The sequence below is a fragment of the Algoriphagus aurantiacus genome (assembly GCF_035156405.1).
GTDB classification, from domain to species: Bacteria; Bacteroidota; Bacteroidia; order Cytophagales; family Cyclobacteriaceae; genus Algoriphagus; species Algoriphagus aurantiacus.
On record NZ_JAXRUT010000007.1, the window covers coordinates 111,474 to 125,723 of the forward strand.

The 14,250-nt window shown below is 41.0% G+C and carries 13 protein-coding genes; 11 read left to right on the forward strand and 2 right to left on the reverse strand.

All coding sequences use genetic code 11. The annotated features are described in order from the left end of the window. Positions 1–36 precede the first annotated feature (36 nt). The 9 genes from SYJ56_RS09200 to SYJ56_RS09240 all read left to right on the forward strand — a co-directional run bounded on the left by SYJ56_RS09200 (position 37) and on the right by SYJ56_RS09240 (position 10,081). Positions 37–1,233, forward strand: coding sequence for an alpha/beta hydrolase-fold protein (locus tag SYJ56_RS09200; RefSeq protein WP_323833678.1), 1,197 nt, complete (start codon positions 37–39; stop codon positions 1,231–1,233). Positions 1,234–1,246: 13 nt separating this feature from the next. Beyond that, the gene (locus SYJ56_RS09205) at positions 1,247–2,407 is read left to right on the forward strand and encodes an esterase (RefSeq protein ID WP_323833679.1); all 1,161 of its coding nucleotides are present in this window, start codon (positions 1,247–1,249) and stop codon (positions 2,405–2,407) included. Between the two features lie 137 nt (positions 2,408–2,544). Further along, entirely contained in the window at positions 2,545–3,015 is a 471-nt protein-coding gene (locus SYJ56_RS09210) for a DinB family protein (protein WP_323833680.1), read from the forward strand. Positions 3,016–3,147: 132 nt separating this feature from the next. Next, positions 3,148–4,254: a hypothetical protein gene (locus SYJ56_RS09215; RefSeq protein WP_323833681.1), complete on the forward strand. Its 1,107-nt coding sequence runs from the start codon at positions 3,148–3,150 to the stop codon at positions 4,252–4,254. Positions 4,255–4,683: 429 nt separating this feature from the next. Next, positions 4,684–5,544, forward strand: coding sequence for an ATP phosphoribosyltransferase (gene hisG, locus SYJ56_RS09220; protein WP_323833683.1), 861 nt, complete (start codon positions 4,684–4,686; stop codon positions 5,542–5,544). Between the two features lie 155 nt (positions 5,545–5,699). Then, positions 5,700–6,995: a histidinol dehydrogenase gene (hisD, locus tag SYJ56_RS09225; protein ID WP_323833685.1), complete on the forward strand. Its 1,296-nt coding sequence runs from the start codon at positions 5,700–5,702 to the stop codon at positions 6,993–6,995. Beyond that, positions 6,992–8,059 carry a histidinol-phosphate transaminase gene (gene hisC / locus SYJ56_RS09230; RefSeq protein WP_323833687.1) on the forward strand — a complete coding sequence of 356 codons (1,068 nt, stop codon included), beginning with the start codon at positions 6,992–6,994 and terminating at the stop codon, positions 8,057–8,059. The genes hisD and hisC overlap by 4 nt, the downstream gene beginning before the upstream one ends. Before the next feature lie 3 nt (positions 8,060–8,062). Beyond that, the gene (gene hisB / locus SYJ56_RS09235) at positions 8,063–9,160 is read left to right on the forward strand and encodes a bifunctional histidinol-phosphatase/imidazoleglycerol-phosphate dehydratase HisB (RefSeq protein ID WP_323833689.1); all 1,098 of its coding nucleotides are present in this window, start codon (positions 8,063–8,065) and stop codon (positions 9,158–9,160) included. Positions 9,161–9,280: 120 nt separating this feature from the next. Beyond that, positions 9,281–10,081, forward strand: a complete 801-nt coding sequence (locus SYJ56_RS09240; RefSeq protein ID WP_323833691.1) for a tetratricopeptide repeat protein — start codon at positions 9,281–9,283, stop codon at positions 10,079–10,081. Here the strand turns inward: SYJ56_RS09240 and SYJ56_RS09245 are convergent. Next, positions 10,078–10,956, reverse strand: a complete 879-nt coding sequence (locus SYJ56_RS09245) for an ATP-grasp domain-containing protein (protein ID WP_323833693.1) — start codon at positions 10,954–10,956, stop codon at positions 10,078–10,080. The genes SYJ56_RS09240 and SYJ56_RS09245 overlap by 4 nt on opposite strands. Before the next feature lie 98 nt (positions 10,957–11,054). Between SYJ56_RS09245 and SYJ56_RS09250 the strand changes: the two genes are divergently transcribed. Beyond that, positions 11,055–11,810 (forward strand): polyprenol monophosphomannose synthase, encoded by a 756-nt coding sequence (locus SYJ56_RS09250; protein ID WP_323833695.1) that lies wholly within the window; start codon positions 11,055–11,057, stop codon positions 11,808–11,810. Here the strand turns inward: SYJ56_RS09250 and SYJ56_RS09255 are convergent. Beyond that, a complete protein-coding gene (locus SYJ56_RS09255) occupies positions 11,785–13,002 on the reverse strand; it encodes an ABC transporter permease (protein ID WP_323833697.1) in 1,218 nt (405 codons plus the stop codon). The genes SYJ56_RS09250 and SYJ56_RS09255 overlap by 26 nt on opposite strands. 111 nt (positions 13,003–13,113) lie before the next feature. Between SYJ56_RS09255 and SYJ56_RS09260 the strand changes: the two genes are divergently transcribed. Continuing rightward, entirely contained in the window at positions 13,114–14,229 is a 1,116-nt protein-coding gene (locus tag SYJ56_RS09260) for an exo-beta-N-acetylmuramidase NamZ family protein (RefSeq protein ID WP_416377794.1), read from the forward strand. Positions 14,230–14,250: the final 21 nt, after the last annotated feature.

Consider the following 14,250-nt stretch of genomic DNA (forward strand, 5'->3'; position numbering starts at 1 on the left):
ACAACCTAAAATTTTAACCTAATAGAACCCTTCCACATGAAAAAAAACCTACTGCTCTCCCTCCTATCGCTTTTCATGATAGGAATGAACGTTCAAGCCCAAGAAGCACTTTTCGGTGCACAGCAAATCACTTCACCTGAAATCCACGACGATAGTTCGGTTACTTTCCGAATTTTTGCTCCCACTGCAACATCTGTTCATGTGACCGGAGATTTTCTCCCTACCGTAAAAATGGAAACTCCTATGGGAGAAATGGATGGTCCTGGCAAGGTTGAACTGGTAAAAGACGATAAAGGTGTTTGGTCATTTACCTCTGATGCGCTTTCACCCGAACTTTATAGCTATTCATTTATAGTTGATGATCTAAAGACCACCGATCCCAGTAATCCCTTTCTGATCCGTGACGTGGCTTCCGTTACCAATGTGTTCATTGTAGGAGAAGGACAGGCAGCCTTGTACCGAGTGAAGGATGTGCCACATGGCACTGTTGCCCGACGCTGGCATGATTCTCCGGGACTGGATATGGATCGTAGACTGACTATATATACACCTCCAGGATACGAGCAATCTGATGAAAAATTCCCTGTTTTATATCTGCTGCATGGTGCCGGTGGAGACGAGGAAGCATGGATTGCATTGGGCAGAACTGCTCAGATTATGGATAATTTGATTGCTCAGGGCAAGGCAAAGCCAATGCTCGTAGTGATGCCAAACGGCAATGTGATCCAGGATGCAGCTCCTGGAGAAGGAAACAAAGGAATGTACAAGCCCGCTTTCATGATCCCGAAAACAATGGATGGAACATATGAAGCAAATTTCATGGATGTAGTCAACTTCGTAGAAAGCAACTATCAGGTAAAAGCAGATAAAGCTAATCGTGCCATAGCAGGCCTTTCCATGGGTGGCTACCACACCATGCATATCTCCAGATTTTATCCAAACATGTTTGACTACATCGGTCTTTTCTCAGCGGCTATCATGCCACGCGAAGATGCCACCAACAATGTGTACAATGATATTGACGGCACATTAAAAACCCAAATGGAAAACGGGTACAAACTGTATTGGATAGCAATCGGTAAAACTGATTTTCTCTACGATGCAAATACCGAATACAGGGCTAAGTTAGATTCCATGGAAATGCCTTATGAATACGTAGAATCAGAAGGTGGTCATATCTGGAGAAACTGGAGGGTCTATTTGACTCAATTTGTGCCTCAACTCTTTCAATAAATACCCAAAAACCATGAAAATAAAATTTATCAAATCTATCATTGCCGCTTCTTTACTAATGGGAGCTGCAATAAATGCCCAGGCACAGGAAATAAGTGCCATGCAGGCACCAAAGGTAGTTTCCCCAGAGGTGAGTTCTGACAATTCAGTCAGCTTCCGTGTCTTTTCTCCAACCGCTAATGCAGTGACCATCAATGGAAGCTGGATGGGATTTGGAGAAAATTTACCGCTTAAAAAAGAAGAAAATGGAGTCTGGACTGTTACGATTGATCCTCTAGAGTCCTCAATGTATCATTACAATTTCTTTATTGATGGCGTTTCGGCTATTGATCCCACAAATCCCGAAGCATTAAGAGACGGTACGCGATATGCGAGTTTGCTGATCGTGCCGGGTGCAGGGTCAGAAGTATTTGAACTGAATGATACACCACATGGAAACATCTCAAATGTTTGGTATCAGTCGCCATCCTTGGACAGCTACAGAAGAATGTACGTTTATACTCCTCCTGGATATGAATCCTCTACGACGGATTATCCGGTTCTATACCTTTTGCATGGTGCAGGAGGAGATGAAGATGCCTGGACGGCAATTGGGCGGGCAAATTATATTTTGGATAATCTCATTGCCCAAGGTAAAGCTAAACCCATGCTAATTGTCATGACCAATGGAAATGCATGGCAGACTAGCACATTGAGAAATAAACCTGGAACCCCCACTATAAGCAGAGAAACTTATAGCCAGTTTCAGGGCAAATTCGAGAAAAGTCTGGTGGAAGATGTAATTCCATATATTGAAAAAAGCTACCGTGTCATTCAGAATAAAGATGGAAGAGCATTGGCCGGCCTATCCATGGGCGGGGGTCACACCATTACCGCCTCTATTGAATATCCTGGCACATTTGGATACATCGGGGTTTTCAGCAGTGGCATTTTTGATGCAAATGCGGATATGGCTGAGTTGGAGAAAAAGTTTGCTGCTTTGAAATCCAGTGGTGTTGAAAAGTACTGGGTGGGTTGTGGAGTCGATGACTTCGTAATGGACTCAAATAAGCGATTGCTTTCAGTATTGGAAAAGACAGATTTTGAACACGAATATTACGAAAGTGAAGGAGGGCATACCTGGGCAAACTGGAGGGATTATCTCGCGATTTTTGCTCCTATGCTTTTTAAATAATTCAAAAATCAACTAGTCCATTGAAGCGTAGTCAACAGCTACGCTTCTTTTTTTGACTTTTGCAATTCTCATTAATAGCTTATTCAATGGGTTAAACTGGTTCGTTTTTGTACTTTCAATCCTTTATTAACTCAACTATGAAAGAATCTCGTCGAATAGAAAACCTTTTTGCTAAGCAATACAACGGTGATCCATGGTTAGGTGTAAATATGGTTGATAAATTAGGTCAGATAAATCCGGAGCAAGCTGCCTATAAATTTTCGCCAGAAGCAAATTCCATCTGGGAACTCCTAAATCACATCATAGGCTGGAGAGAGGCTGTACTTCATGGCATCCCGCAGAAATCCTACCTAAGCCCAATTCACAATTACATTCAGCCTATTACTAATCCATCTCAAGAGGAATGGATAAAAACACTTGATCGCCTCAAGAAAACCCAAACAAAATGGATCCAGTTTCTATCGACAGTTGAAGAAACGATTTTTGATGAGCCATTTGGCGACAAGAGTTATTCCCACTACGAGTTGATCATGGGAGTATTACATCACGATATATATCACTTAGGGCAAATATCCCTGCTGGTTCGTTTAATAGATTTGAGAAAATAACAGTCTTTAGTTTTAAATTTTAAGGAACTTAATCAAGCAAAGTCGCCAGATTTTGACAACCAATTACCTTTCTCATTCTCTTAACAAATTCCCTTTGACTAACTTTTGGTGTGCTATTTCGTTTTTCAAGTCATGAAAATCTTGCTTTTGCCTTTTATCTGTTTGATGATTTCTCTGGATAATTCCTTGGGGCAAGAAGTGACGCTGAAGCTTAATCCTAACGGAAAACCCGCCCAAGAAAGGAATTATGTGTTCAAAGAGGTCAAAGACTCACGAGTGGAAAAATCGATTGGTCAAGTATACGATCCACAACGAAATAAATATTCCGCCAACTTCGGAGGCGAACTTGCACAGCAAGCCTATAACTTTTACAATGCCAGAATCACTTCCGACAACCTTCCTCCACATGAGATACTAGTGAAGATATACAACCTGGATTTGAAGGAAATATACCAGGCTGATCGCAGGGGATATAAAGGTGAAATACAACTGAGTATGGGATTCTTTGTATCTGGAGAAAATGAACCAGTTCATTTGGTTGATTTCAACAGCAAACTTAACTACGGAAGACCTGCCAATCAGATGCATTACATAGAAGCATCAATAGGCAGGCTATTTGAAAATAGCTGGGAATATTTTGATGCCTGGCTGGCTACCCAATATCAAAGCAACCGATCTTTGGTGAAGAAAGTCCGATTGAATATCCTTGATCCAAAAAGGCAAAGTACCAAAGACACCGTTTTTTATGATCCAGACAGGCCTTTGACTTGGGCCGATTTCACGGACAAACCTAACGCAATAAGCTCCTTCAATGCAGCGATCTTTAGTAGTTTATCTATTGAAGGCAGTGCTTCAATTCAGAATGGGGAAATAGTACAGACGATCGACGTAAAAGTCTATATGCTTCCTAATCAATCTTGGGTGAAGGACGCAGATGACTACGCTAGTAATCACGAACAAAGACATTTTGATCTCACTCGGATTGCTGCTGATCGAATGATATTTAAGTTGAAGAACTTGGATTTGGAACCAAATCTCTACGAGGCAACGCTCAATGACATCTACTTGGATGCCTATCGAGAGATGAATCACTTGCAAGAATTCTACGACAATCAAACCAGTAATGGCCGAAATAAAGGAAGCCAAGCTAGATGGAATCAACTGATCGAGGAAGCCTTGTCAGGAAAGTGGGAAGAGCTAGACCGACTATTGGAGACAAAAGAAAAAGATTCCTTGTAAACACACCTGCAAATGGTTAAACCCGGATTTTGCATTAGGTTTCGTTATGAGACCATAAATTGTAATAAAATCAGGCTGTTTGGAGACTGAGTCCGCCGCGGCGGATATGGCGAAGTCGAAAAACAGCAACGAAGTGACTGATTTTGAAGTAATTACTGGTCGCAATAGAATTGCTAATGCATAATTCGGGTTAAAATAACTCCTCGCCATTTGCATTTTCTCCTTCGACTCCTATCTTTGCCAACGATAATGGAAAACAGCAATAGAAATATTGATTTTTTAGCAACTGCACATCAAGCCAACTTGATGCACCATTTCCATCATTCCTCCTGAGGAATATTTTTACACACCCGGTGAAGCCGATGATAGGGATTCCGCTTTTCACCAACATTTATTACATCCTTTTATTACTTAGCGTAACTTGCCAACATGGAAAAAATAATCCGTATTGCCGTGCAGAAAAGCGGCAGACTATCTGACGACTCACTTAGCCTCATCAAAGAATGTGGCATCAAATTTTACAATGGAACGGGCAAACTCAAGTCCACATCCACCAATTTCCCAATCGAATTCCTTTTTCTCCGTGATGACGATATTCCAGGTTATGTAGCCGATGGAGTTGCTGATCTTGGAATTGTAGGCCAAAATGAAGTCGTAGAAAAAAACAAGAATGTCACGACGATGAAGCCTTTAGGCTTTTCTAAATGCAGACTTTCTCTAGCTGTAGCAAAAGGTCAGGAATATAATGGTGTGCAGTTTTTCGAAGGAAAAAACATTGCCACCTCCTACCCTAAAATACTGGGGGATTATCTCAAAAGCCAAAATATCAATGCAGATATCCATGAAATCTCCGGCTCGGTAGAGATCGCTCCTAGCATCGGCTTAGCAGAAGGAATCTGCGATATCGTGAGCTCCGGCTCTACCTTGATGATGAATGGACTAAAGGAAGTCGAAGAAATCTTCAAATCCGAAGCTGTACTGATCGCAAATAATAACCTCCCAGATTGGAAAAAGGAAATTGCGGAAAAGCTACTCTTTAGAATCAATGCAGTCCAAAAAGGAAAAAGCAGTAAATATGTGCTTCTAAATGCTCCCAATGAATCCATTGAAAGAATTACAAGCCTGATTCCAGGAATGCGCAGCCCCACTATTTTGCCACTTGCTCAGAAAGGCTGGTCATCGGTTCACTCGGTTTTGAACGAGGATCAATTCTGGGAAAATATTGAGGAACTCAGAGCCGCTGGAGCAGAAGGCATTCTAGTCGTTCCTATTGAAAAAATGATTCTTTAATTCTGCATAAGTATTTGCACAACCCTAGCCCAGAAATAAAATGAAATCGAGCATGACTCAGTCGACACACAGAGGGATGAATATTCACTGCGAGATTCCATCCCATTTCCTTCGTCACGGGACAGGTTATGACCATAAAAATCAATTATAAACTGATGAAAGTCCTGGACAATCCTAGTAAAGAAACTTGGAAAAAGCAGTTGGCCCGGCCAATCTTTAAATCCAAGCAGATAAATAAAGTCGTGAAACCCATCCTGCGAAAAGTGAAAAGAAACGGTGATAAAGCCCTTTTCAAATTCGCAATGGAATATGATCACGTAGAATTAGAGACACTTTTCCCATCGGAAGTAGAAATTCATGCTGCTTCTGCAGCTATTTCACCAGCGTTGAAAAAAGCTATCAATGTGGCAAAAGCAAACATTGAGCGCTTCCACATGGCCCAGGCAACTCCTGAATTAGTGGATGAAGTGATGCCAGGAGTAGTTTGCCGGAGAAAAAGTGTCCCAATCCAAAAAATTGGCTTATATATTCCCGGCGGAACAGCCCCTTTGTTCAGCACCGTATTAATGTTGGGAATCCCAGCTGTATTGGCCGGTTGCAAAGAAATTGTGCTTTGCTCACCTCCAAATAAAGAAGGAAAAATCCACCCAGCGATACTGTATACAGCAGATTTGATTGGCATTACCAAGATCGTAAAAGCGGGTGGAGCACAAGCCATTGCTGCTATGACTTTCGGTACTGAAAGTGTACCAAAAGTGGATAAGATCTTTGGTCCTGGAAACCAATTTGTAACAGCTGCAAAGCAAATGGCAACAAAATATGGAGTAGCGATTGACATGCCTGCCGGTCCTTCCGAGGTATTGGTGTATGCTGATAATTCGGCGAATCCAGCTTTCGTAGCGGCCGACCTGCTTTCTCAGGCAGAGCACGGCGTCGATAGCCAGGTTATTCTGGTCACAGACACCGAGCAATTTGCAAAGCGCGTAGCCAAAGAAATTGATGCACAACTAGAAGAACTTCCCAGAAAAGATATTGCCAAAAAAGCCTTAGCTAATTCTAGAGCAGTAATAATCGACAGTGCTGAGGAAGCCTTGGAACTTATCAATTACTATGCTCCTGAACACCTGATCATCAGCGTGGTGGAGGAGGACAATGCTGTGAATGCCGTTTACAATGCCGGATCAGTTTTTATAGGAAACTACACCCCAGAATCAGCAGGTGACTATGCCTCTGGCACCAATCATACCTTGCCGACCTACGGCTACGCAAGAAATTACAGTGGCGTGTCACTTGACAGCTTTGTGAAGAAAATAACCTATCAAAAAATCAGTCCTGAAGGATTGAAAAATTTAGGTCCAACCATAGAAATCATGGCAGAAAATGAACTGCTGGAGGCACACAAAAATGCCGTATCAATAAGACTCAAACATCTCAAAAAACAGAAGAAATGAAGTTTGACCTAACCCCATTGCTTAGACCCCATATCGTAAACCTTCAGCCCTACACATCCGCTCGCGATGAGTATACCGGTAAGGAAGGGATATTTCTAGATGCAAATGAAAATCCTTATGGATCTGTCACTGATGAGGATCACAACCGCTATCCTGATCCGTATCAGCTTGAGTTAAAGGCCCAAATCGCCAAGATCAAGAAAGTAAAACCATCTCAGCTATTCTTGGGAAATGGTTCAGATGAAGCAATTGATCTGCTTTTCAGGGCATTTTGTAATCCTGGTAAAGATAATGTGATTCTCCTACCTCCTACTTATGGAATGTATGAGGTGAGCGCCGGCATCAATGACGTGGAAACCCGTAAAGTTCCTTTAACTAAGGATTTCCAGCTTCAGCCGGATTTGATATTAAAAGCGGTGGATAAGAACACCAAGATCATCTTTGTCTGCTCACCTAATAATCCCAGTGGAAATAAGGTAAACCGTGAGGATATTCTGAGACTAATCCGTGAATTCAAAGGTTTGGTAGTGGTCGATGAAGCCTACATTGACTTTAGCGATGAGCTGAGCTTTACCACTCTTTTGGGTGAGTATGGTAACCTTGTGGTCATGCAGACTTTCTCCAAAGCCTGGGGACTAGCTTCTCTAAGGCTAGGAATGGCTTTTGCCAGCAAAAAAATGATCAAGATCTTAAACCGGATCAAACCTCCTTATAATATCTCTGGATTGACTCAGCAAACTGTTTTGGCTGCTATTCAGAAAGTAGATAAAGTAAATGCGATGATCGCAGATATTCTCCAAGAGCGAGACTACCTGAAAAAGGAACTAAGTCAACTTGATTTTATAGAGAAAATCCATCCTTCCCATGCAAATTTCCTTTTGGTAAAAATGCCAAATGCAAGTCATGTGTATGATGATCTGATCGAAGAAAAAATCATTGTTAGAAACAGATCAAAAGTTCAGCTTTGTGAAGAGTGTCTACGTATCTCAGTGGGTACAAGAGTAGAAAATGAAGCCTTTGTCCAAGCTTTGAAAAAAATATACGCGGAAAGCTTTAACCTATAAACCATGCAAAAGAAAGTACTTTTTATAGATCGGGATGGGACAATCATCAAAGAACCACCTACTGATTTTCAGGTAGATAGCCTTGAGAAGTTAGAGTTTTTGCCAAAGGCAATTTCTAACCTGCGCAAAATTGCCGAAGAGACTGATTTTGAACTGGTCATGGTAACAAACCAAGATGGCTTGGGCACAGATTCCTTTCCTGAAAACACCTTCTGGCCAGCGCAGTTTAAAATGCTGAAAACATTGGAACAGGAGAATATTTTCTTCAAAGAAATCCATGTAGACAAAACCTTTGAACATGAAAATGCTCCCACCAGAAAACCGAATACCGGCCTGTTAACAGCATACTTTTCAGAAGATTATGACTTGGCAAATTCCTACGTCATCGGCGATAGATTAACCGATGTGAAGCTTGCAGAGAACCTTGGAGCAAAAGCTATCTTCATTGGTGAATCCGCCGAAAATGCTGCTTTGAGCACAACAGACTGGGATGAGATCTATGAGTTTTTGAAAATGCCACCCCGGGCGGCCGAAGTAAGCCGCAAGACATCTGAAACGGACATTTACATCAAATTGAACCTGGATGGAAATGGTCACTGCGATATCAAAACAGGATTGCATTTCTTCGATCACATGCTAGAGCAGCTTGGCAAGCATGGAAGCACCGATCTGGAGATCAAAGTAAATGGTGATTTACACATTGATGAGCATCACACAATTGAAGACACTGCTTTGGCGCTTGGCGAGGCTTATTTGAAAGCTTTAGGCGACAAAAAAGGAATTTACCGTTACGGTTTTCTTTTGCCTATGGATGATGTTTTGGCGCAGGTAGCAATTGACTTTGGAGGAAGACCCTGGATCGTGTGGGATGCTGAATTCAAGCGGGAAAAAGTTGGCGATATGCCAACAGAGATGTTTTATCATTTCTTCAAATCTTTCTCTGACACTGCCAAATGTAATCTGAATATTAAAGCTGAAGGCGGTAATGAGCACCATATGATCGAAGCTATCTTCAAGGCTCTTGCTAGAGCTATAAAAATGGCCGTAACTCGCGATCCTAGAAACATCAATCAACTGCCAAGCACCAAGGGAGTACTTTAATTGTCAGCCGTTTACTACTTTTTTCTTTAGAGAAAGCTTGAACTCTTAAAATTTCATAAGGGTTAGGAAAATATCTTCATAAATGTTTTTCCTAATCCTTATTTTTTTGTTCATTTAGTCATGAAACGACTTTTACGTACCCTGACTATCCTTTTCTTAATTGTTGTAAGTAGCTCTTGCTCAAGTAGCCTTCAAAATATTGAGCAGCTTTTCAATAACAAGAAATACGATGATGCTATTGAAAACCTTAATCAATACCTCTTTTTTAATGTAACTGACGTCAAAGCATTACATATGAGGGCGAGGTGCTATGAAGAACTCGGGGAATTAAAAAAAGCAAAAGCAGATTACGAGCGAATCATATCCATAGACAATGAATATGCACACGCACATGCCGGTTTAGGCAAATTGCTCTTTGACGAAAAGAAATATGATGATGCAGAGATAAGGCTTCTTCGGGCAGCCTCACTTGATGCCACGGATTTCGATATTATCTATCTACTTGGGCGCACTATGCTTATGACTGAGAAATTCCGTAAAGCGGAAGAATTCCTAAGATTAGCCACAGAATTAAATCCTGATAACGCTAAAGTATATTTCTACACAGGCATGGCTCTCGCTTACCAAGGAGATGCTTTGGGATGCGCAGCTGCTTTAAATTCTTACGTTAATCGAGAGCCTAATAATATGGTTGGACGCTATAATCGCGGATTTGCATTAATGAATGCAGGTTATTTGCCTTGGGCACTAGAGGATTTTGATGCTGTACTCAAGCAAAACCCAAATCATCTAGAAGCAATGGCTCGTAAGGGACACTGCATGGCTTCTTTGGGTGATTCTGAAGGCTGTGATCTTCTTCAAAATGCAGCAAACAAAGGAAGTGAGTATGCAAAGGCACAAATAGAATTTTGTGCTTCTTAAGCTAAACGTACTGAGATGGCTTTCTTGTAGTTTATTAGCGCCTGTTCACTTATACCCAGAAATAAGTAAGGTTCTATCATTTCCAACTCCATCAAATAGAATGTACAGTCAATCTCGACCCCATCTACCCGGACATATAGGCTGTCAGTAGCATATTGATTCACCAGTGCCTGGCAGGAGGCCAACATGGATTCAGAGGGATTGATGGTTTTAATGGTTCCACCAAAATAGTGTTGCACCCGAAAATCCTTGCTAGCCGGTGTTTTCAAAACTGCATGGGAAAACTTACCATTAAAAAATAGCAGAGAATACTCCCCTATTGTTTCAACCTCTGAAACGAATGGTTGGACTAGAAATGCTTCATAAGTTACCCAGGTTTGAATTTTTTCAGCATATTTTCCCCAATCCGAGCTTTCCAGTTTTAAGGTATTCTTTGCACCACCGCTTACTAAAGGCTTTACTACCCAGGTTTCGCTTTTGACCTTTGAAGCTATTTTCTCTGGCGAAATTACTGTCCCTTTTTCCAATATCATCCCAGCTATTACAGGAAAGCCTTTTGATTCAACTTCCAAAAGATAGGTTTTCGAAGAGTTCCAAAGAATTGTATCTAAGCTATTTAGAGCCGGAATATTGAGTTGTTTCATACGTTCTATCCAACTCAAAAACTCAGGGTAAAAATCAAAATAATCCCAAGTTGATTTGATTAGCAAAAGTGTAAACTTTTCCCATTTGACTTCAGAATCTGACCAGATAACTATTTCATGAGAAATCTGTAAGTCGCTTAGAATATCAGATAACATTTGATTTTCGTCGAGCGTATTCGTATCGTACGCCCCAACCGAGAAATAACTGACAATAGCTACGTGTTGATTCATTGCTTATATTTTCCACAAATCTATACTTTAACCAAAATTTTCGCTGACCATTCTTCTAAAATCGGTCTTTACTCTTACTTTTGGCCTTTGCTCAAAATATGGACCATCGAAAACTAGTCATAATCCCCACTTTCAACGAGAAAGAAAATATCCTGGAAATGATCCATGCGGTAATGAATCTTGCTGGAGGATTTGAGTTGTTAGTAGTGGACGATGGTAGCCCAGATGGCACTGGAGCTTTGGTAAAGAGCCAGCAAATAGCCTTTCCTAAGCGACTTCATTTAATAGAACGATATGGCAAATTAGGCTTAGGGACAGCATACATCACCGGCTTCAAATGGGCGTTGGAGAGGGATTATGACTTCATCTTCGAAATGGATGCAGATTTTTCGCATAACCCTAATGATTTGATCCGACTTTACGAAGCTTGTGCTGACCGGAGATTTGACCTGGCAATCGGGTCCAGATACATCACAGGTGTAAATGTGGTAAACTGGCCTATGGGCAGAGTTTTGATGTCTTATTTCGCTAGCGTCTACGTGAAATTCATCACAGGTTTACCAGTGAAAGATGCAACTGCAGGATTCAAATGCTACCACAAATCAGTGCTCGCCGGAATCAAGCTTGATGAAGTACGATTTGTTGGCTATGCATTTCAGATTGAGATGAAGTTTACCACTTGGAAGCTTGGATTCAAACTAGTAGAAGTGCCAATAATATTCACTGATCGCACAAAAGGAACTTCGAAAATGAGTCGGGGAATTTTCAAAGAAGCAGGTATTGGGGTGATTTCAATGAAGATTAAAAGTATTTTTAGCCCTTATCAGCTTAATCAAAACGGATTGACCGAATAGGATCTACTTTGGAGATCACCATGACTGGTATCCACAAGACTGCCGCTGTAAGAACTACAATTCCAATGTTGATTAAGACAAATGCAGGCCAATTCCAATCAATCGGCACATAACTCATATAATAACTTTCAGCATCCAGAGGAATCAATTTGAATTGATCTTGCAAAAAGCCTATTCCTAGACCGATTGCATTTCCTATTATCATTCCCCGCAAAAGTATATTAATTCCATTCCAAAAGAAGATTCTTCGGATTTGCTTATTTGTGGATCCTAGCGCTTTTAGTAAGCCAATCATTTGCGTGCGCTCCATGATCAAAATAAAGAGAATCGCTCCCATATTGAAGATCGCCACGAAGCCTATCAAACCAATAAAAACATAGACATTATTATCCAACAGACTTAGCCAATCGAAAATCTCCACAAATTTATCCTGGCTACTAATTAACTTCAAGTCATAATCCATTAACTCCTCTATTTTTGGGGTATAGGAATCTATTTTAGTAAAGTCATCAACGAAGATTTCCAAACCACCAATTTGATCCTCCGTCCAATCATTTAGATTTCTGATGGTCTGCAATTCCCCGATAATAATCTTTTCGTCGAAGTTTTCCAGGTAGGTCTGAAATATCCCCACTACTTCCACTCTTCTGTATCTTGGTGGGTCTTGCACGAAATAAAGTGTGATTTTATCTCCTACTTTTAGCAAAAGTTTATTTGCTATAAACTGACTCAGCATGACTTCATTACTGGTTCCTTCATCAGGAATGTTAATCATTCTTCCATCAATCACATACTTTTTGAAACCCAGTGTATCAAAATCCTGCCCCACTCCTTTCATCAGCACTCCCTCCACCTCTTCATCGCCTTTGATTAAAGCGGCTTTATGGGCGAAGGCCTGTACTCTGGTTACAAATGGCAATAGGTGATTGGTTTGGCTGAACTGGGAATTCAGCGAAAAAGCAGCCTCTTCGAAGGCATTACTCATCGTGAATCTCTGCACTTGGTAATGACCGGTGAAACCGTAAACTTTTCCCGAAACGGTACTTTGAAAACCTCCCAAAACCATAAAGGAAACAAGCGATAGAGCCAGCCCCAAGGCAAGGCTTCCTACTGCAATTTTGTGTATGGTGGCCGAAAATCCTCCAGCTTTCTTAAAACTGATTCTTTTGGCGATGAAATAGGAAAGGTTCAAAGGACTGCTTTAATTTGTTGGATTAGACCGCAAAATAGCATGAACCAAACGAAACTTTTGCCCTTTATTTACTTTTTGAATTTAGCACTGCTAATTCTCGGTATTCCCAACATGTCTTTGGCAAGACAAATCACTCCTCTGCCAGGAGCAGAACGTCCAGAACTATACCTTGAGCAACTTGAAGGAAAGAATATAGGTATAGTCGCTAACCAAACCAGCATATTGACCCAAAGCAACAATAAGCATGTGGTTGATTTTCTATTAGAAAAAGGCATCATGGTGAAGAAAGTCTTTGTGCCCGAGCATGGATTCCGTGGTCAAGCTGATGCTGGGGAAAAAGTAGATAATACAATTGACTCCAAAACAGGCCTTCCTATTATCTCGCTTTATGGAAATAACAAAAAACCAAAACAAGAACAGATTCAAGATTTAGATATCCTGATTTTTGATTTACAGGACGTGGGCGTGAGATTCTACACCTACATTAGCACCATGCATTACCTGATGGAGGCTGCGGCTGAGAATGGTAAAAAGGTGATGATTTTCGATAGACCCAATCCTAACGGAAATTACATTGCCGGGCCAGTATTGAAAAAGGGCTTCGAAAGCTTTGTCGGAATGCATCCCATACCAGTCGTACATGGTCTGACAGTCGGTGAGCTGGCGCAAATGATCAATGGGGAAAAATGGTTAAAAGGCGGATTACTAGCAGACCTTGAAGTGGTTCCGGTGGCTAATTGGAATCATCATACAGCATATAACTTACCTGTTAAACCCTCTCCAAATCTACCTAATGACTTGTCTATTAAGCTCTATCCCAGCACCTGCTTTTTCGAAGGGACCATCATTTCTCTTGGTAGAGGGACTCATTTCCCTTTCCAGGTTTATGGCTATCCAGATCCGAAATTTGGAGAATTCACCTTCACCCCGGTGAGCATAGATGGTATGTCAAAAAATCCCCCTCTTAAGGATCAAAAATGCTATGGGGTGGATTTAAGGGGAGAGTCGATGAACCATGAGTTTACGTTAAAATATCTTTTAGATGCCTATCAAAAATCAGGTAAGGGTCAGGCTTTTTTCAACAATTACTTCAATACCCTTGCAGGCACAGATGAATTGAAAAAAATGATAATAGCCGGAAAAACGGAAGCTGAAATCACAGCTTCTTGGCAACCTGATTTGGAAAAATTCAAAACCCTGCGCACTAAATATTTGATATATAAATAAAAGTAAAGGCTGAGTTTGAAA

Coding starts and splice junctions, on each gene's coding strand:
- hisC (WP_323833687.1), top strand. CDS start 6,992: ATGAAGTTTGACCTAACCCCATTGCTTAGACCCCATATCGTAAACCTT.
- SYJ56_RS09210 (WP_323833680.1), top strand. CDS start 2,545: ATGAAAGAATCTCGTCGAATAGAAAACCTTTTTGCTAAGCAATACAAC.
- SYJ56_RS09250 (WP_323833695.1), top strand. CDS start 11,055: ATGGACCATCGAAAACTAGTCATAATCCCCACTTTCAACGAGAAAGAA.
- hisB (WP_323833689.1), top strand. CDS start 8,063: ATGCAAAAGAAAGTACTTTTTATAGATCGGGATGGGACAATCATCAAA.
- SYJ56_RS09215 (WP_323833681.1), top strand. CDS start 3,148: ATGAAAATCTTGCTTTTGCCTTTTATCTGTTTGATGATTTCTCTGGAT.
- hisG (WP_323833683.1), top strand. CDS start 4,684: ATGGAAAAAATAATCCGTATTGCCGTGCAGAAAAGCGGCAGACTATCT.
- SYJ56_RS09245 (WP_323833693.1), bottom strand. CDS start 10,956: ATGAATCAACACGTAGCTATTGTCAGTTATTTCTCGGTTGGGGCGTAC.
- SYJ56_RS09205 (WP_323833679.1), top strand. CDS start 1,247: ATGAAAATAAAATTTATCAAATCTATCATTGCCGCTTCTTTACTAATG.
- SYJ56_RS09260 (WP_416377794.1), top strand. CDS start 13,114: ATGTCTTTGGCAAGACAAATCACTCCTCTGCCAGGAGCAGAACGTCCA.
- SYJ56_RS09240 (WP_323833691.1), top strand. CDS start 9,281: ATGAAACGACTTTTACGTACCCTGACTATCCTTTTCTTAATTGTTGTA.
- hisD (WP_323833685.1), top strand. CDS start 5,700: ATGAAAGTCCTGGACAATCCTAGTAAAGAAACTTGGAAAAAGCAGTTG.
- SYJ56_RS09200 (WP_323833678.1), top strand. CDS start 37: ATGAAAAAAAACCTACTGCTCTCCCTCCTATCGCTTTTCATGATAGGA.